17 protein-coding genes are annotated in these 20,385 nt (G+C 64.5%); 10 read left to right on the forward strand and 7 right to left on the reverse strand.

Features of this window, described 5'->3' with window-relative positions; genetic code table 11:
• Positions 1 to 22: 22 nt before the first annotated feature.
• Together DQG19_RS15795 and DQG19_RS15800 are read left to right on the forward strand one after the other, a co-directional pair.
• Positions 23 to 268 carry a 4a-hydroxytetrahydrobiopterin dehydratase gene (locus DQG19_RS15795; protein WP_116127252.1) on the forward strand — a complete coding sequence of 82 codons (246 nt, stop codon included), beginning with the start codon at positions 23 to 25 and terminating at the stop codon, positions 266 to 268.
• Complete coding sequence (locus tag DQG19_RS15800; RefSeq protein WP_116127253.1) at positions 261 to 1,730, forward strand: tetratricopeptide repeat protein; 1,470 nt, start codon at positions 261 to 263, stop codon at positions 1,728 to 1,730. Before DQG19_RS15795 ends, DQG19_RS15800 begins: the two co-directional genes overlap by 8 nt.
• Here DQG19_RS15800 and DQG19_RS15805 read toward each other — a convergent pair.
• Complete coding sequence (locus tag DQG19_RS15805; protein WP_116127254.1) at positions 1,727 to 2,398, reverse strand: polysaccharide deacetylase family protein; 672 nt, start codon at positions 2,396 to 2,398, stop codon at positions 1,727 to 1,729. The genes DQG19_RS15800 and DQG19_RS15805 overlap by 4 nt on opposite strands.
• 248 nt (positions 2,399 to 2,646) lie before the next feature.
• Between DQG19_RS15805 and gltX the strand changes: the two genes are divergently transcribed.
• Positions 2,647 to 4,176, forward strand: a complete 1,530-nt coding sequence (gene gltX / locus DQG19_RS15810) for a glutamate--tRNA ligase (RefSeq protein ID WP_116127255.1) — start codon at positions 2,647 to 2,649, stop codon at positions 4,174 to 4,176.
• Between the two features lie 91 nt (positions 4,177 to 4,267).
• On the opposite strand, the gene DQG19_RS15815 is transcribed toward gltX, so the two are convergent.
• Positions 4,268 to 5,497, reverse strand: coding sequence for an HD domain-containing protein (locus tag DQG19_RS15815; RefSeq protein ID WP_116127256.1), 1,230 nt, complete (start codon positions 5,495 to 5,497; stop codon positions 4,268 to 4,270).
• 105 nt (positions 5,498 to 5,602) lie between these two features.
• On the opposite strand from DQG19_RS15815, the gene DQG19_RS15820 reads away from it, so the two are divergent.
• From DQG19_RS15820 to DQG19_RS15840, 5 genes are all read left to right on the forward strand, one after another.
• Positions 5,603 to 7,984 (forward strand): TonB-dependent receptor, encoded by a 2,382-nt coding sequence (locus DQG19_RS15820; RefSeq protein ID WP_116127257.1) that lies wholly within the window; start codon positions 5,603 to 5,605, stop codon positions 7,982 to 7,984.
• Positions 7,985 to 8,115: 131 nt separating this feature from the next.
• Positions 8,116 to 9,456, forward strand: coding sequence for a Trk system potassium transporter TrkA (gene trkA / locus DQG19_RS15825; protein WP_116127258.1), 1,341 nt, complete (start codon positions 8,116 to 8,118; stop codon positions 9,454 to 9,456).
• 15 nt (positions 9,457 to 9,471) lie between these two features.
• Positions 9,472 to 10,941: a TrkH family potassium uptake protein gene (locus DQG19_RS15830; RefSeq protein WP_116127330.1), complete on the forward strand. Its 1,470-nt coding sequence runs from the start codon at positions 9,472 to 9,474 to the stop codon at positions 10,939 to 10,941.
• A 115-nt stretch (positions 10,942 to 11,056) separates the two neighbouring features.
• Positions 11,057 to 11,626: a hypothetical protein gene (locus DQG19_RS15835; protein ID WP_116127259.1), complete on the forward strand. Its 570-nt coding sequence runs from the start codon at positions 11,057 to 11,059 to the stop codon at positions 11,624 to 11,626.
• A gap of 57 nt (positions 11,627 to 11,683) precedes the next feature.
• Positions 11,684 to 12,262, forward strand: coding sequence for a hypothetical protein (locus tag DQG19_RS15840; protein WP_157974548.1), 579 nt, complete (start codon positions 11,684 to 11,686; stop codon positions 12,260 to 12,262).
• 6 nt (positions 12,263 to 12,268) lie between these two features.
• On the opposite strand, the gene DQG19_RS15845 is transcribed toward DQG19_RS15840, so the two are convergent.
• Positions 12,269 to 12,712, reverse strand: coding sequence for a hypothetical protein (locus DQG19_RS15845; RefSeq protein ID WP_116127261.1), 444 nt, complete (start codon positions 12,710 to 12,712; stop codon positions 12,269 to 12,271).
• Positions 12,713 to 12,750: 38 nt separating this feature from the next.
• Between DQG19_RS15845 and DQG19_RS15850 the strand changes: the two genes are divergently transcribed.
• Positions 12,751 to 14,001: a M16 family metallopeptidase gene (locus DQG19_RS15850; RefSeq protein ID WP_116127262.1), complete on the forward strand. Its 1,251-nt coding sequence runs from the start codon at positions 12,751 to 12,753 to the stop codon at positions 13,999 to 14,001.
• Here the strand turns inward: DQG19_RS15850 and DQG19_RS15855 are convergent.
• Entirely contained in the window at positions 13,982 to 16,579 is a 2,598-nt protein-coding gene (locus tag DQG19_RS15855) for a choice-of-anchor L domain-containing protein (protein ID WP_157974549.1), read from the reverse strand. The two genes, DQG19_RS15850 and DQG19_RS15855, sit on opposite strands and share 20 nt — an antisense overlap.
• A 220-nt stretch (positions 16,580 to 16,799) precedes the next feature.
• Here DQG19_RS15855 and DQG19_RS15860 point away from each other — a divergent pair, with 220 nt between their 5' ends.
• Positions 16,800 to 17,174 (forward strand): hypothetical protein, encoded by a 375-nt coding sequence (locus DQG19_RS15860; RefSeq protein ID WP_232826538.1) that lies wholly within the window; start codon positions 16,800 to 16,802, stop codon positions 17,172 to 17,174.
• A gap of 166 nt (positions 17,175 to 17,340) precedes the next feature.
• Here DQG19_RS15860 and DQG19_RS15865 read toward each other — a convergent pair whose 3' ends face one another.
• Genes DQG19_RS15865 through DQG19_RS15875 form a run of 3 tightly spaced genes read right to left on the reverse strand, consistent with a single transcriptional unit; the run spans position 17,341 to position 20,379 of the window.
• Positions 17,341 to 18,048 (reverse strand): response regulator transcription factor, encoded by a 708-nt coding sequence (locus DQG19_RS15865; protein WP_116127264.1) that lies wholly within the window; start codon positions 18,046 to 18,048, stop codon positions 17,341 to 17,343.
• Entirely contained in the window at positions 18,045 to 19,346 is a 1,302-nt protein-coding gene (locus DQG19_RS15870) for a sensor histidine kinase (RefSeq protein WP_116127265.1), read from the reverse strand. Before DQG19_RS15870 ends, DQG19_RS15865 begins: the two co-directional genes overlap by 4 nt.
• 46 nt (positions 19,347 to 19,392) lie before the next feature.
• The gene (locus tag DQG19_RS15875; RefSeq protein ID WP_116127266.1) at positions 19,393 to 20,379 is read right to left on the reverse strand and encodes a PmoA family protein; all 987 of its coding nucleotides are present in this window, start codon (positions 20,377 to 20,379) and stop codon (positions 19,393 to 19,395) included.
• Positions 20,380 to 20,385 lie beyond the last annotated feature (6 nt).

Here is a 20,385-nt window from a genome sequence, read left to right on the forward strand (position 1 = left end):
CTCAACCCCAACGCCCTGCCCCATGCCCTGGACCGAACGAGACAACGCCCTGCACCACGAATTCAAATTTGAAAACTTCCGGCGGGCCTTCGCCTTCATGACCGAGGTGGCCTTCGCCGCGGAGAAGATGGACCACCACCCCGACTGGTCGAACGTATACGACACCGTGCAGATCAAGCTCAACAGCCACGACGCCGGCAATACGGTGACCGACCGCGACCGCAAGCTCGCGGAGCGAATAGACGGTATCTTCGCGCGCTATGCGTAACACCCTTCTGTTGCTATTGCTGCACGGGGCCTTCACCCTCTCCGCCGCGGAATATTACTACGCCTTCAATGCGGAAGCGCGGGCGATCTACGCCGACGCGATGCGCCTGGAGCTGGACCTGGCCGAGGCGGGCATCCGGCAGCTGCGCGGCACCGAGCCGCGCAACCTGGCGGCCGAGCACCTGGAGAGCTACGTGGACTTCTTCCGCCTCTACCTCTCCGGCGACGAGCAGCTGGACGGCCCCCTGCTGGAACGCTACGACCGCCGCATCGCCCGCCTGGAGCAGGGGGATACCGGATCACCCTACTACCAGTACGCGCTGGCGGAGGTGCGCCTGCACCGCAGCCTCATCGACCTGCGCTTCGAGCGCCACCTGGCCGCCTTCCGCAACCTGAACCGGGCCTACAAGCACCTGCGCGACAACGTAGAACGCTTCCCGGGCTTTCTGCCTACCTACAAGGACCTCGGGCTGGTGCACGCCGCCGTGGGATCCATACCGCCGCAGGTGAAGTGGGGCGTGGAGCTGTTCACCTCCCTCACGGGCACCATCGCCCAGGGGCGGCGGGAGCTGCAGCGGGCGCTGCGGGACACCGATAGTCCCTTCCGGCTGGAAACGCAGGTGCTCTACGCCTTCTTCGAGCAGCACCTAGCCGACGAACCCGAACGCGCCTACCGCTACGTGCGTACCCTGCCCCTGCACCCCGAGACCAACAACCTCCACGCCTTCGTGCGGGCCACGCTGGCCATGCGCAACGACAAGAACGAGGAGGCCCTGCAGCTGCTCGAAAAGCAGAACCGGGGCGGTACCGAGGCCGACTTTCCCTACCTCGACTTTCTGCTCGGGCAGGCCAAACTGCGCAACCTCAATCCCAAGGCCCGCATCCACTTCCAGTCGTTCTTGCTGCGCTACCCGGGCCGCCACTACCGCGAGGAAGCGCTGCAGAAGATCGCCTGGTCGTACCTCCTGGAGGGCCGGCCGCGGGAGTACCACCGCACGATGGCACAAATCGACGGGGGCAGCCGGGCCGGGGGCGACGAGAGCGCGGCCCTCGAAGCGGCCCAGTCCACGGCACCCAACCTGCACCTGCTGCGCGCGCGCCTGCTGTTCGACGGCGGCTACTTCACGCGGGCGCGGGCGGAACTGGACGGGATGGACGTACGGGCACTGCCCGTCGAGGAGCAGCTGGAGCACCGCTACCGGACGGGGCGGGTGCTGGACGGGCTCGGTGACGCTACGGGCGCCTTATCGTTCTATGAGCGTACCATAAGTATGGGGCGGGATAATCCGGCCTACTACGCGTGCAATGCCGCCCTGCAGGCGGGTTTGCTGGAGGAAGACCGCGGCAACCCCGCGGCGGCGGCGCGCTACTTCCGTACGTGCCTGGAGATCGCTCCGGCGGAATACCGGATCGGGCTGCACATGATGGCCAAGGCGGGCCTGGACCGGGTGGGGAACCCTTAGGCAGTACGCAGCTGGGCGTCGGCGGCGGACTGCCGGTCGAGCAGCAGCTCGGGGGTGAGGCTTGCGAAGGAATATCCGAGGGCACTGTAGTGCTCCAGGAGGCGGGGCAGGATGTTGCGCAGGTTCTCCTCGGACTTCAGGCTGTCGTGGAGCACGACGATGCTGCCGGGGCCGGCGTTGTCCACTACGTTGTCGTAGCAGTCTTCCGGGGTGAGCTCGGGATCGAAATCGCCGCTGAGCACGTCCCACATTACTATCTCGTAGTGCCGCTGCAGGAACTGCACCTGGCTGGGCTTGAGCCGGCCGTAGGGGGGGCGGAAGAGGGTGGTCTTGAGTTGGACGGCGCAGTGGCGCACGTCGTGGAAGTAGGGGACGTTATCGGTCTTCCAGCCATCGAGGTGATGGGTGGTGTGGTTCCCGACCACGTGACCGGCGTCCAGCGTCTGCCGCAGTACCTCGGGGTGGCGGCGCACGTTGTTGCCTACACAGAAAAAGGTGGCCTTAGCATCATATTTGGCAAGCTGCTCCAGTACCCACGGGGTTACCTGGGGGATCGGCCCGTCGTCGAAGGTAAGGTAGAGAGTAGGAGAATCGCCGGGCTGATCTACCCGCCAGTGAAAGGTGGGAAAAAGCCGCTGAATTACCCTTGGTGTCTTGATCAGGTACATGGTAAATAGGAGGATTGGGAGGAATATAACGAAGTAGCGAAAACGAAAGACAAAACCAGGGTATAGGAGGCCCGGATGACGCGAATGAATTCGGGGGTGAGTGTCCTTGCGGCGGGCGTAGGTTTAACTACCTTTGCCGGGGAATCATCCGCCTGCCGGGGCGATTTGACTTTTAAACGTTTCAGTGGCGTCTTTGGCTGCTTACGTAATAAAATTTTAACCTCAGCGGGTAAAGTAAACACAATGTTATGGCTGACGTACGCGTACGCTTCGCTCCCTCCCCTACCGGCGCCCTCCACATCGGCGGACTGCGCACGGCCCTCTATAACTACCTGTTTGCCCGGAAGTCCGGGGGCACCTTCGTGCTGCGCATCGAGGATACGGACCAGAAGCGCTTCGTCCCCGGCGCCGAGGACTACATCCTCGAATCGCTCGAATGGTCGGGCATCCGACCCGACGAGGGCCCCGGACTCGGCGGCGACTTCGGCCCCTACCGGCAGAGCGAGCGGCGGGAGATCTACGCCCGCTATACCCAGCACCTGCTCGACGGGGGCCACGCCTATTACGCCTTCGATACCGAAGAAGAGCTGGACGCCCGCCGCGAGGAAGAAAAAGCGGCCGGCAACCACAGCTTCCGCTACGACGCCGCCACCCGCACCGGCATGCGCAACAGCCTGGTGCTGACCCGGGAGGAGACGGACGCGCTGCTCGACGCCGGCACACCTTACGTGGTGCGGCTGCGGGTGGAGCCGGGGCAGATGGTCCACGTCCAGGACCTCGTCCGCGGCGACGTGGCCTTCCGCAGCGAGGAGGTCGACGACAAGGTGCTCATGAAGGCCGACGGCCTGCCCACCTACCACCTGGCCAACGTGGTCGACGATCACCTGATGGAGATCACCCACGTCATCCGCGGGGAGGAATGGCTGCCGAGTACGGCCCTGCACGTGCTGCTGTACCGCGCCTTCGGCTGGGAGAAATCGATGCCCGCCTTCGCGCACCTGCCGCTGCTGCTGAAGCCCAACGGCAAGGGTAAACTGAGCAAGCGCGACGGGCAGCAGCTCGGCTTCCCGGTCTTCCCCCTCGACTGGACCTCCGGCGACGAGACGCTCAGCGGCTTTCGCGAGGCCGGCTTCCTGCCCGCCGCCACCGTCAACTTCCTGGCCTTCCTCGGCTGGAACCCCGGCACCGAGCAGGAGATGTTCACCCTGCGCGAACTCGTGGAGGCGTTCGACCTGGAGCGGATCAACAAATCTGGGGCACAGTACGACTTCGAGAAGGCCCGCTGGTACAACCAGCAGTACCTGATCGCCGCCGACGACGAGCGGCTCGGCGACCGCGTCGGCCAGGTGTTCGCCGACCACCACCATCCGATCAGTACCGAACAGGCCACCACCATCGCCGGACTACTGAAGGAGCGCGTGCATACGCTGCCGGAATTTTACGAGCAGGGACTCTACTTCGTCACCCGCGTGGGCATCACCGACGAGAAGATGGCCCGCAAAAAGTGGAAGCCCGACCAGCGCCCCCGCTTCGAAGCCCTCCGCAAGGAACTCGCCGGCGTCGACCCCTGGACCGCCCCGCGGATCAAGGAAACCACCGTCGCCTTCATGAAGGCCAACGACCTGGGCTTCGGTCAGGTACTGCCCATCCTGCGCCTGGCCGTCAGCGGTACCGTCAACGGACCGGACGCCTTCGCCATCCTCGAGGCCGTGGGGCAGGAGGAGACGCTGGCGCGGCTGTCGGAAGGATATAACCTGATGGACCGGCTGCAATCGTAGCATGTAGCAATCGTAGCGGGTAGCATGTAGCTGGTAGGGCTGCGTGGCATTAGCCCCGCCCTACACGCCACCCGCTACATGCTACTAGCTACTAGCTACCACCCCCCACCTCTTTCGGGTAGCACAGGAAGAACTTCGTATACGACCGCGGCGCGATCCCGAAGTCGCTGATGCTCGACATGGGGACCACCCCCTGCTGCTTGGTGGCCACCATGATCTCTTCCTTGGTAAGGGTGTAGGCGCTGTTGGTTTCCTGTCCCTGGATCACCAGGTGCCCGGCGGCGTGGGCGGGAAAGGCGTCGCTCTCCCGGATGGTGCGCCGGATTGTCTCTACGTAGTCGGGATCGAAGGGGTCGTTGCTGAATTCCAGGCGGAACAGGCGGCGGTTGACGAGGCCGTAGCTGAGGTAGGAGAGCAGCGGATCCGGGTGGCGCTGCCACGTCTTGACCGCGGCGCTCACGTCGGTATCGTCGAGAGCGGCGAAGCAATCCAGCAGCTCGTTGCGGCGGGCGCGGAAGTCGGCGGCGCCCACCGCGTGGTTGAGGAAGTACTCCAGGGCGGGCGGGGCCCAGGGGGGCTGTCCGCGCTCGGCCAGTTCGCGGGCGCGGCGCAGGGTCAGGCGCAGCATCTGCTCGGCCGCCACTACCGTCTTGTGGAGGTAGACCTGCCAGTACATGATGCGCCGGCTGGTCAGGAAACGCTCGACGCTGTAGATGCCCTTCTGCTCGACGACGAGGCGGTCGTCGACCACGTTGAGCATCTTGATGATGCGGTCGTAGCCGATCACGCCCTCCGCCACCCCGGTGAAGTAGCTGTCGCGGTTGAGGTAGTCGAGGCGGTCCATGTCCAGTTGCCCGCTCACCAGCTGGTGGAGATAGTGCTTGGGGTAGCGGCCGATGAACACCTCGATCGCGAGCGAAAGCTTGCCCCGGAATTCGTCGTTGAGCCGCTCCATGAAGAGCAGGCTCAGGTCCTCGTGGGTGACCCCGATCAGCGTATGCTCCAGCGTATGCGAGAAGGGGCCGTGGCCGATATCGTGCAGCAAAATAGCGATCATGACCGCCTCGGCCTCCTCCGGCGCGATGTCGACCCCCTTGGCGCGCAGGCTCGTCACGGCCTGCTGCATGAGGTGAAGGGCACCGAGGGCGTGGTGGAAGCGGGTGTGCAGGGCCCCGGGATAGACGTAGTGCGTCAGGCTGACCTGCTTGATGTTGCGCAGGCGCTGGAAGAAGGGATGCTCCACCAGGTCGAACAGGATACCGTAGGGAATGCTGACGAAGCCGTATACGGGGTCGTTGAGAATCTTGGTCTTTTTCTCCATCGTGGTATACGGGGGAAGGCCGAATCCGGTTTTTTGTTCGGTGAACGCAGGTGCCAGGCGGTAACCTTCTGGATGTGTTCGCGTTAGACGAGAAATCCCCGCCCCATGTCCCGAGCGCTGCTCATCGCCGGTTTTCTGCTTCCCCTGGCCCTCTTCGGTCAGCAGGAGCGCCTCCCCCTGACCGGGGTGCTGCTCCAGGACGCTACCGGCGAACCGCTCGGCTTTGCCACGGCGGTGGCCTACGGCGCGACCGACAGCACCATAGTCGCCAACGCCACCACCGCCGATGACGGCTCCTTCACCCTCAACATGCCCCCGGGGGCCTACTACCTGGTCGTACAGTTTCTCGGCTACGACAACCTCACCGTTCCCGACGTGAACGTAGCGGCGGGCGGCGGCCCGGTCGACCTGGGTACCCTGCGCATGGGCCAGAGCGGGGTGGCCCTGGAGACCGTGGAGGTGACCACCGAGCGCAGCCAGCTGGTCATGAAGCTCGACAAGCGCGTCTTCAACGTCGGCAAGGACCTCACCGGCGCCGGCAACACGGCCGCCGACATCCTCAACAACGTGCCCTCCGTCAACGTCGACCCCGAGGGTAATATCAGCCTGCGCGGCAGCAACGGGGTGCGTATCCTGGTCGACGGCAAGCCCTCGGCCATGCTCAACTCCGGCGACCTCGACGCGATGCGCCGCATGCAGGGCGATATCATCGAAAGCGTGGAGGTGATCACCAACCCCTCGGCCCGCTACGAGGCGGAGGGGGAGGCCGGTATCATCAACATCATCCTGAAGAAGGACAAGCAGCGGGGCATCAATGGCTCCTTCGGGGCCACCGTGGGCTACCCCGAGAACTTCGGTGCCAGCTACAGCCTCAACTACCGCCGCAACCGCTTCAACTTATTTTCCAATTTCGGGCTCAGCTACCAGCGCTCGCCCGGCGGCGGCAGCAGCGAGCAGCGCTTCTTTAACCCCGACGGCAGCCTGCGCGCCCGCTACGACAGCGAAACCGACCAGAACCGCGGCGGCATCGGCGGCAACTTCCAGCTCGGGACCGACTGGTTCATCAACGACCGCAACCAGCTCACCGGCTCCCTGCTCTACCGCCGCTCCAGCGACAACAATACGGCCCTCGTCACCTACCGCGACTACGCCGCCGACGGCGAACGGCTGGCCACCACCGTGCGGGATACCGAGGAGGAATCGGGCAACGAGAACCTCGAAGCCTCCCTGGCCTACAAGCGGACCTTCGCCGACAACGAGGAGCATGTCTGGACGGTCGACGCCCAGTACATCCTCGACGACGACCTCGAACTCTCCGACATCACCCAGCGCAGCACCGACCGGTCCGACCCCCTGCTGCAACGGGCCAGCAATACCGAATACGAAACCAACCTGCTGCTGCAGACCGACTACGTCCACCCCTTCCGCGACAGCCTCAAGCTGGAGGGCGGACTGCGCTCCACCTTCCGCACCGTGCGCAACGCCTTCAGCGTGGAGGAGCAGGGATTGGGCGGGGAATTCGCCGTCCTGCCCGCCTTCGACGACGAACTGAACTACACCGAGAACATCGGGGCGGCCTACCTGATCGGCAGCGGCGAGTGGGGAGCCATCGGAGTACAGCTGGGCCTGCGCGGGGAGCTCTCCGACGTGCGCGCCGCCCTGCTGAAGTCGGGCGTGAATAACGAACAGTACTACTTCAACCTCTTTCCCAGTGCCTCGGTCAGCTACCAGGTCAGCGAGGTGGACCAGCTCCAGCTGAGCTACAGCCGCCGCCTCAGCCGGCCCTACTTCCGCCTGCTGCTGCCTTTCTCCAACTTCAACAACCCGCGCAACAACTCTGTGGGCAACCCGACCCTGCGCCCCGAGTATACCGACTCCTACGAGGCCGGGCTGCTCCGCTACCTGAGCCGCGGCTCGGTGCTGGCCAGCCTCTACTACCGCTACACCACCGGCGTGATCCAGCGGCTCATCCTGCCGTCCGACGACGGTACCACCATCCAGTACCCCGTCAACCTCGGTACCCGCAATGCCTACGGCGTGGAGCTCAACGTGAACTACGAACTGCTGGACTGGTGGCGGCTCACCACCGACCTCAACGTCTACACCGCCAAGCTGTCGGGCAGCTACGAAGGCACCGACTACAGCGCCGACATCACCAGCTGGAACGGGCGGCTCAACAACGTCGTGGACGTGACCGATCGGCTGCAGGCCCAGATCACCTTCGACTACAACGCCCCCCAGAATACGACCCAGGGCCGGGAACTCGCCACCTACGCCCTCGACGTGGGGGCCAGTCACGACGTGCTCGACGGCAAGGGAACCCTGACGCTGAGCGGTCGCGACCTCTTCAATACCCGCGTACAACGCACCATCGTCGATCAGGCGAACTACCGCTCGACCTCCGACTTCCAGTGGCGACAGGCCCGGCAGGTGGTCCTCAGCTTTGTGTACCGGCTGAACCAGGCGACCCCAAAAGCCGTACGGTAATCGCGTGTGGATACCCGCCACTACACCTATCGGGCCCGTCGGTTGTTACAGCTCTCTGCACCCGCGCGGCGCGACCGGTGGCAATCTGCCCGGAATGCCGACCTTTACGGGCGCTTAACCCCAAGCACAAGATGAATATAGTAATTGCCGGTGCCGGCGACGTAGGCTTTCACCTGGCCGAACTGCTGGTCACCGAGAACCAGAATATCGTCCTGATCGACAACGACCAGGACGTGCTGGACTACGCCGGTTCCCACCTGGACGTGCTGACGGTGCGGGGGGACGCTACCAGCCTCGCCACCCTAGCCAGCGCCCGCGCGGGCAGCGCCGACCTGGTGCTGGCCGTGACCACGAGCGAACAGACCAACATGATGACGGCTATCCTGGCCAAGAAGATGGGCGCCGGCCGCGTGATCGCCCGCGTCGATAACGAGGAGTACCTGGAAAGCGAAAACCAGCAGACCGTCTGCTCCCTCGGCATCGACCAGCTCATCAGCCCCCGGCAGCTGGCCGCCCTCGAGATCGAGCGGCTGGTCAAGAAGTGCTCCTTCACCGATATCTACGAGTTCGAGGACGGAAAGCTTTCCCTGGTCGGCATCACCCTCGACAGCAACTCGCCCCTGGTCGGCGCCAAACTCAGCGAGATCGAAGGCCTCAGCGAGCGCGACCAGCTGCAGCTCATCGCCATCCTGCGCGGGCACCAGACGCTGATTCCCCGCGGGCAGACCGAGCTGAAGCGCAACGACCACATCTACTTCATCACGCGCCCCGAGCACACGAGCAAGGTGGAGAAATTCGTGGGCAAGCAGCCCGTCAAGGTGACCAACGCCATGATCATGGGCGGCACGGACCTGGCCATCGCCACCGCCCGCCGCCTGCAGAAGCACTACCAGGTCACGATCGTCGAGAACGACAAGGAACGCTGCAAGCTCATCACCGAGATACTCGACAACGTGCTGGTCATCAAGGGAGACTACACCAACTTCGACCTCCTGGAGGAGGAAGGGCTCTCGCGCATGGACGCCTTCATGGCCCTGACCGAAAACAGCGAGACCAACATCATCGCCTGCCTCACCGCCCACAACCACGGCGTGTACAAGACCATCGCGCAGGTGGAGAACAAGGAGTACGTCCACATCAGCCAGAATATCGGCGTGGACACCCTCATCAACAAGAAACTGCTCGCCGCCAACGACATCTTCCGCTACGTGCGCAAGGGCAACGTGGAGGCGATCACGAGCCTGCAGGGCGTGGACGCCGAAGTGATCGAATTCGTGATCCGGAAGAGCAACCAGCTCACGCGCAAGCCCCTGCGCGACCTACACTTCCCGGACACCGCCCTCATCGGCGGCATCATCCGCGGGGAGGAGACGATCATCCCCAACGGCTCGTCGCAGTTGCAGCTCGACGACCGCGTGATCGTCTTCGCCAAGCCGCAGGCCATCCGGCGGCTCGAAGAACTATTCCGCTAGCCCATGACGCGTACCCTGATCAATTTCCGGCCCATCCTGCGCGTCATCAGCGTCCTGCTGCTCATCATCGGCGTGCTCATGTGGACCGGCATCCCCTTCAGCCTCTACTACGACGAATCGCCCCTGCCGCTGGCCTACGCCGGCCTGACTACCGTGGTGGTGGCCGCCCTGTTCTGGTTCGTGCCGCGGGCCCGCACGCCGGACATGCCCGACCGCACGGACCTTACGATCCGTAAGCGGGAGGGGTACCTGATCGTCGCCCTCAGCTGGACGGCCATGGTGACCTTCGGCATGCTGCCCTACCTCTACAGCGGCATGCTGCCGAGCGTGCCGGACGCCCTCTTCGAGACGGTGTCCGGCATGACCACCACCGGGGCTTCTACCCTCACCGACATCGAGGTGCAGCCGCGCGGCCTCCTGTACTGGCGCAGCCTCACCCAGTGGATCGGGGGTATGGGCATCATCGTACTGACGGTGGCCATCTTCCCCCTGCTGGGCATCGGCGGCATCGAGCTCTTCGCGGCCGAGGCACCGGGGCCCACCTCCGACAAGCTTCATCCCCGCATCAGCGAGACGGCCAAGCGGCTCTGGCTGATCTACGTGGGCCTCACGGTGCTCCTGGGCGTGCTGCTGGTCGTCTTCGGCCTGACCCCCTACGAGGCGATCAACCACGCCATGACGACCATGGCCACCGGGGGCTTCAGCACGCGCAACGCGAGCGCGGCGGCGTTCTCGCCGGCCATCCAGTACCTGCTCGTGATCTTCATGTTCCTGGCGGGCGTGAACTATACCGTGCTCTACCTGAGCCTCAAGCGGCGGTGGTCGGAGGTGTGGCTGAGCGACGAGTTGAAGGCTTACGTCGGCCTGATCATAGCGGTAAGCCTGTTTCTCACCGGGCGCGTCTGGTACCTGACCGGCCTGCCGCTGGAGGAGAGTTTCCGTGACAGCGTCTTCCAGACTGTGAGTTTAGTCACGACCACGGGCTTCGTGACGGCCGACTACACCAGCTGGGCGCCCAGCCTCACCATGCTCTGTTTCGTCCTGCTCTTCCTGGGGGCCTGCGCCGGCTCCACCTCGGGGGGCATCAAGATCATCCGCAACCTGGTCTTCCTCAAGAACAGCTACCTGGAGTTCGGTCGCATCGTGCACCCCCAGGCCATTATCCCGCTGCGGCTCAACGGGCAGATCGTACCGGGGCGCATCATTACCCACATCTTCAATTTCCTGCTGCTCTACCTCATCCTGTTCGTGTTCGGCTCCTTCGTGCTGAGCGTGCTGGGGCTCGATTTCCTGACCGCCATCGGGGCCATGGCCACCAGCCTGGGCAACGTGGGGCCGGGCATCGGCGGCGTGGGACCGGTGGATAACTTCGCCTGGCTGTCCGACCCCGTCAAGCTGTTCCTGAGCTTCATGATGATCGTAGGGCGCCTGGAGCTGTTCACGGTACTGGTACTGTTCACGCCCTACTTCTGGCGGTTGAACTAGCGGGAGTCGGGACCAGGTCCGGGGGATGCCCGCAGGCCCCCTGTGCTTCGGAGCGAACCGACTTTTTCGCGTTACATTCGTCTGCGGCGCGGCGCGCGGGTGCAAGGCATAGCGGATGAACGACACAGAGCTGGTTTTCACTGAATTCGACGCGTCGCGGATGGTACACTTCGCGCCGGTCCGCAACCCCCTGCTCGAGGTACGGTTGTTCGGTTTCCTGCGCGGCGATGCCTACGTCAACCCCTTTCACGACCTGCTTTACGCCCTGTCCCGCTCCTCGCGGCCGGAAAAGACCGCCGAGCAGGAACCTGGACTCCGGCGGGTGCAATTCGCCGATACCGGACTGTCGGTAAGCTTCCCCAACGCAACGGAGCGAACCTACCCGTACGCGTCGCTGCAGACCCTGATCCTCAGCTACGCGCCCACCTTCACCGGTGAGCCCGCCCAATTTGGTTTCCAGTACGGAACCTACCTCATGCAGCTGACCTTCACCGCCGGCGACGAATCATTCGGGCTTCCACTCAAGACAAGCCGCGTGCGCTTCGTGGAATTGCTCGATTTTCTTTACGCACGCCGCGTGAAGTTTCGGGAATTCACCCATGACATGCGCTCCTTCCGGATGGACGTCAACCTTTCCTACCGCCAGGTACAGGAGTTCAAGGCGAAGTACGACGTAGAATGGTAGTGATCGGACGCCTGGAAAACAGGGCGGCACCGCACGGCGAAAGCAGTATTTTCGGGTATGGCAAGACCTGCGGCGACCGTGCATACTTTCAGGCTGATCGATCGGTCGTGCATCCGGTACGACCTGCCTGAGCGTTCCCCCCTCTTGGAGGTCCGCCTGCTGGGCTTCCTGCGGGGCGACGCCTACGTCAATCCGCTGCACGATCTGCTGTACGCCCTGTCGCGCACCTCACTTCCCCACGTGCCCGGATACCGCGGGGGCCGTATCGGTACCGTAACCTTCGATGCCCGGGGTATCACTGTTCAGGAGGGCAAGGAGCCGGCTCCGCTTTTCGCCTACGACACCCTGGTCCAGCTGCACCTCGACTACCAGACGCTCCCCGGCCCCGGGTCCCCGTATGCCCGCAACCGCGTCAACCCCTACTACCTCCACCTGTACCTCTCCGAACCGGAGCGGGTGCTGGAATTTGACGTGGCCGCCTCCCGGAAAAGTGTCACCCGACTACTGCAATTTCTGTACGACCACCGGGTGCGCTTCCGGGAATTTCGTGACGGGCTGCGGTCGTACCTGCTCGAAACCGACATCCGCTACCAGCAGGTACAGGAGCTCAAGGCCCGCTACGGCCTGGACTGGTAACGGGGCTCAGTTGCTCACCAGCCAGGCCCGGCGCAGCATGCGGCAGGAGCGCTCGCTGACCGCATCGTCAACCGCCAGCTGCATCCGGTCGATGGCCGTGGTCATGGCGGCGTTGAGCAGCATGGTATCACCGCAGGCACACTGCCACTCCCGGTCGCTGCGGGCGGAGTAGTACGCCAGGGAGAAGCCGGTGGCGGTATCGCGGTCGCAGTGGGCGGCGGCCCGGGCCAGGGCGCGCAGGTCGAAGGTGCGCGGCGGGTAGTCGAGGTGGTGGAGAGGAAACTGCCGGTGGCGCAGGGAGCCGCTGCCGTCGCCGTGGATGCTGAGCCGCCAGCCGTCGTTGCCCCGCAGCTCGGCGGCATCCAGGGGGTACGGGTAGGGCTGTACGGCGGGGGGTCCGCACGCGGCGAAGAGCAGGAACAGGCCGTAGAGCGCGCGGACGTAGGGCATGGCAACTATCCTGATGCGGCGCGGTTTCTTTTTGGCGTATGATCGACTTTGAAAGTTACACCCTCGGCAACGGCCTCACCGTCCTGCTGCACCACGACCCCCAGCGTACGGTAGCCACCGTTAACGTCCTCTACAAGGTCGGCAGCCGCAACGATCCGCCCCACCGTACCGGCTTCGCTCACCTCTTCGAGCACCTCATGTTTGCCGGCTCCGAGAACGTACCCAACTTCGACGACGCCCTCCAGCTGGCCGGCGGGGAGAACAACGCCGTCACCAGCAGCGACTACACCCTCTACTACGATACCCTGCCCGCGGAGAACCTCGAGACCGCCCTCTGGCTGGAAAGCGACCGCATGCGCAAGCTGCGCTTCAGCGAGCGCAGCCTGGCGAACGAGAAGCGGGTCGTGATCGAGGAGTTCCGCGAGACCTGCCTGGAGCAACCCTACGGCGACCTCTACCACCACCTCAACGGCCTCATCTACCGCGAGCACCCCTACCGCTGGCCGGTGATCGGACAGGACATCAGCCACATCCGCGGCGCCAAGCTGGACGAGGTGAAGGACTTCTACTATCGCTACTACCGTCCCGACAATGCGATCCTCTGTATCGCCGGCCGCTTCGACCCGGCGACCATCCGCGACAGTATCGCGCACTGGTTCGGCAGCATCCCTCCTTCGGATACTACCCTCCCACGGCCGGCCATCGCGCCCGAGCCGCCGCAGGAGGCCGCCCGCCACCTCCGCGTGACCGGCGAGGTGCCCAGTCCGGTGATCTACCTCCATTACCGCACCGTGGACCGGCTGCACCCGGATTTTCCGGCTACCGACATTCTGAGCTTTCTGCTCGGGGGCGGCCGTTCTTCCCTGCTGTACCGTCGGCTGGTGCGCGACACCGAGCTCTTTGCCGAGGTCGGCGCCGGCATCAACGACAACCTGGAGGCCGGCGGGATTCTCGTCGAGGCCCGGCCGAGCGAAGACGTAGACTACGCCACCGCACGCAGTGCCCTCCACGCCGCCATCGCGGAGATGGTGGAGCGGGGCATCTCCCAGGAGGAGCTGGATAAGGTGGTCAACCGCCTGGAACAACGCAACCACTACCGCGAGGCCAACATCGGCAGCCGCGCCAACGAGCTGGTCCTCTTTGCCCTGCTCGGTCAGCCCGACCTGATCAATACGGAACTGGAGCGCTACCTCAGCCTGACGGTGGAGGATCTCAACCGGGTGGCACGCCGCTACCTGCGGCCCGCCCTCAGCGTAGAACTGGAATACCTCAGCGACGCAGCAGAATAGTCGTGCCGGTCTCCTGGACCGTTTCGCCGTCGTACAATCGGTACGTGACCGCCCACAGGTACGCGCCGCTGTTGGCGATTCGCCCCTGCTTGTACCCGTCCCAGCCGCGCCGTGCACTGTTGGGTGGAAAGTCATTCTCCGAATACACCAACTCGCCCCAGCGCGTAAAAATTTGGAAGGTCACGATCTCGGATACCAGGTCAGGGTTGGCGTAGATCGACATGTTGTCGTTGGCCCCGTCGCCGTCGGGGCTGAAGGCATTGGGTACGAAGAGGGGGGAACTGCCGTCTACGGCGATCATGGTACCGACGCTGTCCACACACCCGAAAATATCCCGGATCTCGAGCGTCAGGTTCTCGGTGTAGGGGGCCGTGACCGTAGGGTCGGGGCAGGTGGCGCAGTCGAACAATTCCTCGGGCGACCAGCGGTAACTGGCGATCTGCTGGGGCGGCAGGAAGTAGAGCGGGGATACCTTTACGCTGCCGCCCACTTTCTGGTTGTAGAAATTGTTAAGGCGCACCCACTGCCGGTTGGCGGCGGGGAAGTAAAACTGGGGCTGCTGCTGTTCACAGCCCGCGGCGTCGCGGGTGGTGAGCGAGTAGGTATCGCCGTCGCGGAGCGTCGACCAGATATCCTCCAGGAAGTTCTCCCCGTCCACGCTGTAGGTATACGGGGCCTGTCCGCCGGCCGCGGTGAGGCGCAGCGGCTGCTGCCGCAGGTCTTTACAGGAATAGGTGACGGGGCGCAGCGCCGGGGGATCGAACAGCTCCATCCGCGTGGAGTCCTGACAGCCGATGGCATCCGTCACCGTGATCAAGTAGGATCCGGCGGGCAGGTCGTCGGTTCCCGGCCCGTCGAGTAACCGGTCGTCGATCTGGTATTGGTAGGGCCCCCGCGTCGGCAGGTGGTCGATCGAGAGGCTCCCGTCGGAAAAGCCGTTACAGCCGGGGTCGGTAAAATCCACGGTCACCGCCGGCTTGTAGAGGTTCAGCTCGGTCAGTTGATTGACCTCGGAGGCACAGGCCCGGTCGCGCACGTTGATCACCTGGTAGGTGCCGCTACGGGAGTCGCTCCACGTGGCTGAGCTATCGCTGAGCTCCACGACTTCCCGGGGTCCGCCGTTGACCCGGTAGGTGAGGGTGAACGGCCCGACGCCGGTAAGCTCGGTCGGGATGGCCAGGGTCTCGCCCCAGCAGGCGACCAGGTCCGCCGCGGGGAGCCGGAGGGTGGGCGGGGCGCTGGCCTGGGTGGCGGCCGTACGCGCCAGCGTGGCACCGCAGGCATCGGTAACCTGCAGGCCGATCGTGTCCGGCAAGGCTCCCCGAAACTCCGGCCGCGCCTCCGTGCTGCCAAAACTCCAGCGGTAACTGTAGGGCGGTACGCCACCGGTGACGTCGGCCGTGAGTACCGTGCCCTCGGCGGGGCAGTACAGGAAGGGATCGCCGAGGCCGAGCGAGAGGGTATCGACCTCCCGGATGATGACTTCCACGCTATCGGTGAAGCAGGCACAGGGTACGTCCAGCAGGATCCAGGCGCGCTCGTCGCCCTCGCTGAGGGTATCCACGAAAGCGCGGATCGGCACTTCCGCGAAGGCGGCGCCGGCGGGAATGGTTACCGATCCCGTCCCGGCCGAGAAGTCGAGGCTGTCGGAAGCCTCCGAGTCGGCCGCTACGCGGTAGGTGATCACCTGATCGCGCTCCGGGTCGCTGTCAGGGCCGCGGACGACCCGCATCACGGCGGGGGAGCAGCCTTCGTAGGCAATGATGGGCGCATCGCCGCCCTCCTCGCTTTCTAGGCTGACGCTTGATCCCAGGTCAAAGCTGCCGGCCTCCAGGAATACCGCGGAATCCAGGTCGGAATCTTTTACATCGGCCACCAGCAGGCGGATGTGATAGGTCGCGCAGGGTTCTACCTGGAGGGTAGCGGTAAGGATGACGGTCTGCCCGTCGTATTCGATACTCTCGAAGCGCGGGCCTTCCTCGGTGCCGCCCCCGCAGTTGGCTTCCTGCCGGGTCTGGGGCGATTCGTTGTCGAGGTAGAATTCGCGGTTGCGGCGGTAATTGACGTCGTTGATCGTCACGGGCTTGCCGGTACCGGGTACCAGGGCCACGTTGACCGCGCCGTTGCTGTAGGGGCCGTTGAAGCCCGGTCCGCTGATGAAGAAACCGAAGATGTCGTTAAAGGCGGCCCCCACGAATTCGCAGTACTCCTCGGAGGCGAACACGTAGCGGAAGGTGATCTGTGATTCCAGCGGGACGAAGTCAAACTCGATACCACTGCGGTCGAAAATACGGCCGCCCACCACAAGATCGAGGTCGGGGTCGGGCGTAGGGCCCGAAAGCTTGGACCCGGTGTTCGTGGCCCGGTTCGGGCCGGAGGCGTCCTTCACCTTTCCGGTAGACAGCAGGATCCCCCGCTGAAAACCCACGGCCTCCTCCGCTCCGCTGAAGTACCCGATGCCGTCGGGGTTGTCACCGATCTGCCGCACGTTGAAGATCGTCTCGCAACGGTCGTTGGCAAAGACCTCCCGCACCAGCCGTTCGGCCGAGTAGTCGGGGTCTACCTCGATAGGGGACACGGGGGCCTGGGCGCGCACGCCTGCCAAAGCTCCAGCTACCAACAGTAAAAGCAAAATTCTAAGCACCATTTGGTTAGGGTCAAGTCGGTCAACCTAGTCAATGGGCTTCAGGCGTATCGGGTATGTAAGTCCGTAAGGCACGGGCGAAGTTCGCCCCGCAAAGATTTATATTTGTCCGGTGGCCGGCCCCGGGAAGGAAACTTTTTCTACCCCCCCCGTATTGTCCGTTAGTAACCGCGGATGCGCCCGGCGTCGGTCCGCCATCCGCTACCCCCGCCCCGCCCCGGCTATGTTCGTACTGCTCGTCACCATCGTCATCGTTCTCTTTCTCGCGATGCTGTTCGTCAACCTGTACTTCCGGGCTAAGGTACTGCGGGCCTACCGCGACCTGGTACGTACCGACGTTGATTTTTCCGCCGCCCAGATCCTCAGCGAACGGCGCATGGAGGAAGAAGTCGTTTCCGCCTATCCCCTGCACGCCGCCGCCATCCGGGCCTTCGGCAATAACCTGCGGCGCAGCATCCGGATGGCTACCGTGCTCCTGGTACTGATCACGCTGTTCGGGGGAATTTTGATGTGGTACCGGAACGGGTGATGAACTTGCGTAATTGTTTTTTTACCACAGATCGCCTGCGGCGTCACGGATCGCTGCGCGGGTTCACAGATTAGCACGGATTCACTGCGTTACTGATCCCCGGTTTCCGCAGCCCAGCTGCAAAATCCGTGACCAAAATCCGTGAATCCGTGGTGAAAAACCCCACCTACTCCCCCACCGTAAGCGTGAAGCCCACCCCGTGAATGTTCTCGATCCTGATCCGGGGGTCCTGCCGCAGGTACTTGCGCAGGCGGCTGACGAACACGTCCAAGCTACGGCCCAGAAAGTAGTCGTTCTCCCCCCAGATCTGCTCCAGGATGTCGCCCCGTTCGAGCACCTTTTCGCGGTTGCGGCTGAGGAGCTGCAACAGTTCGGCCTCCCGGCGCGTCAGGCGGCGGCTCTCCCCGCTCTCCAGGTGGGTGAGCTGGAGTTGGGCGGCCTCGAAGCGGTAGCCCGCCAGCCGGTCCGGGTCGAAGGAGGGACCGGCGGGCCGGATGCGGTTGCGGCGCAGGAACACCTCGATCTTCAGGATCAGCTCCTCGATGCTGAAGGGCTTGGTGATATAGTCGTCGCCCCCCAGCCGCAGGCCCTGCAGGCGGTCCTCCTTGAGGCTCTTGGCGGTGAGGAAGAGGATGGGCACATCGCGGTTGACCTCCCGGATGCGCCGGGCCAGGGTGAAGCCGTCGACGCCGGGTAGCATCACGTCCAGCAGACACAGGTCGTAGTTCAGCTCCCCCCGCTCCACGCACTCGGCGGCCCGCTGTCCGCTGCTCAGGTGGTCGACCCGGTACCCGTGTTGCTCGAGATTGTCCCGGGTGACGAAGCCCAGGCTTTCGTCGTCTTCCACGTAAAGGAGGCTAGCCTTGCTGATCATACCGGGGCGGTTACGGGTGAGGGGTGCAGCGGCAGGCGCAGGTGCAGGGTCGTACCCCGGCCGGGGCGGCTCTCTACCCGCAGGTCCCAGCTGTGGGCGCGGCAGATCTGGTGCACGTAGTACAGCCCCAGCCCGAAGCCCTTGACGTCGTGCACGTCGCCCGTAGGCACCCGGTAGAACTTCTCGAACAGGCGGGCCTGGTGCTCCGGCGCGATGCCGGGCCCATCGTCGCTGACGGCCAGGTGGAGGGTCTCCCGCGCCACGCGCCCGATGACCGCGATGCGGGGGGCGGGGCCGCCGTACTTGATGGCGTTGTCGAGCAGGTTGTAGAGAATGTTGGTCAGGTGCAGAGGATCGGCAAAGAGGGGCAGGGGCCGTCCCGGAAGTTGCCAGGTCAGGTGACCGTTTTGCTCCTCGGTACGGGCGCGGATACTGCTGAGCAGCGGGGGCAGCAGCTCCTGAAGGTCGGTTCGCTCCCGTTGGATGCGGAAGTCGCCCTGCTCTATACTGGCGATCTGCAGGACTTTCTCCACCTGCCCGTTCAGGCGCTCGTACTGCTCGTGGATCAGGCGGGCGTAGCGCGACAGGCGGGCGTCGCCGGCGACGCGGGAGTCCCGGGCGAATACGTTGGCCGCGATGCGGATGGTCGACAGCGGCGTCTTGAACTCGTGCGTCATGTTGTCGATGAACTCCTTCTGCATCGTGGCCAGCCGCCGCTGCCGCAGGATAACGACGAGGGAGTAAGCGAAGAAGGCAACCGTGAGCAGCAGGATGACCGTCAGGAATACCACCAGCTGCATTTTCTGCCAGATGTATCCGATGCGGGTGGGGAACTTGACGCCGAAGTAGTACAGCAGGTTCTCGTCGGGGGGCAGGTAGCTGCCGGCGGCCGGCCCGTCGTTGGCCAGCTGCTCGGTGTCGGCATGACAGTAACCCCCGTAGGCCATCTCGTTGGTTGAGCAGTCGAAAATGGCGTACTCGAAGTCGATGTTGAGGCGCAGCCGCTGCAGTTCCTGCTGCATGAGGTATTCCAGGCGCTGGGCGTCGATCTCGCTCTCGGTGTTGACGATGAAGTAGTTGCTGCTGCGCTGCCGCACGATATCGCGCTTCGGCAGGTCGGCCTTGTTCTCGGCGGCCAGCTGCCGCGCCACGCCGTAGAGGGCCAGCTGGGCCTTCTGGCTGAACTCGGTGTCGTTGAGATTCCAGGTAGTGGCCACCCAGTAGCTCTGCATGCCGACGATGCCAAGGATGGCCACGGTGCCGAGAAAAATGACCCTCCTTATGCTCTGTTCGTGCATATGTTCTGGTAACAACGCCGGGAGCCGGTCGGTCGTACGTGGCGCCCTACCGCGGCGGAAAGGCCGACCAGCCGTAGCGCGACAGGTCGATCCCCGCCGGTTCGCCGTCGAAGAGGACGAAGCGGTAGCGGGCTACGAAAGTCTCCCCCGGCGGAAGGGAAAAGCCTTCCTCCACCACCGGGGTCACTGAAAGGTAGGGCATATCCGGGTGTACGCGCACGAACTCCGGCGCGCGGAAGTTTTCGGGGTGCGGGAACACCGCCAGGCCGGCCGTGCCCTCGCTGCGGATCCCGGACGTTTCACCGTACATGGCTACCCACTCCGGCCGGGTGTGGTTGGCGGCCGCGCGGAAGTCGCCGGCACTGGTGAGAAACTTGGCCGGGGCCCGGAAGCGCAGGCTGTCCACCTGGTTCCAGTCGGCGCTGCCGCGGACGCCGAGGCCGCCGTAGTCGTACCGGTTGAGGTAGAGCGTATCCCCGGTCACGTTGGTCTGGGCGGTGCGCAGGTCCCAGACGTAGGGTTCCGCCGTATCGTAAACCCGTACGCGCCAGTCCTCGCTGAGTATCGGACCGTACTGGAGGCTCACCTGTTCCAGCCGCACCCGGAAGCCCGCCACCCCCGCCGAATCGTAGATTTCCAGCAGCTCGGCGTGGCGCGCGGTGCCGGTCTCGTGGTGCTGGTTCCAGAAATCAAGGTGCTCGCCCCGGAAGGTGGCGCTGGTCCAGGCCGTAAAGATGCCGTGGTGGTGGGTATGGCCGGCCGGGAAGGCGTCGGTGAGCAGGTGGCCCTCCGGGCTGTACACCGAATCGATGTAGCCGCTGCGGCGGTAGTAGCCGGGCAGGGTATCGGACGGCAGCCGCTCCTCCATCGCGTACTCCAGTACGGGGCGGCCGCTAACGGTAATGCGCACCGCCGCCCCGTCGGTCTCGACGGCGGGGCCCCGGTCCCCCGACGGGGGCACATCCCCGGAGCCCGGCGCGCAGCCCCCCAGAAGTATCATCGCCGCCACTGCCAACCCAAGCCCTGCTTTCATCCGTTA

It is taken from the genome of Lewinella sp. IMCC34183 (assembly GCF_003390915.1).
Lineage (GTDB): Bacteria > Bacteroidota > Bacteroidia > Chitinophagales > Saprospiraceae > Neolewinella.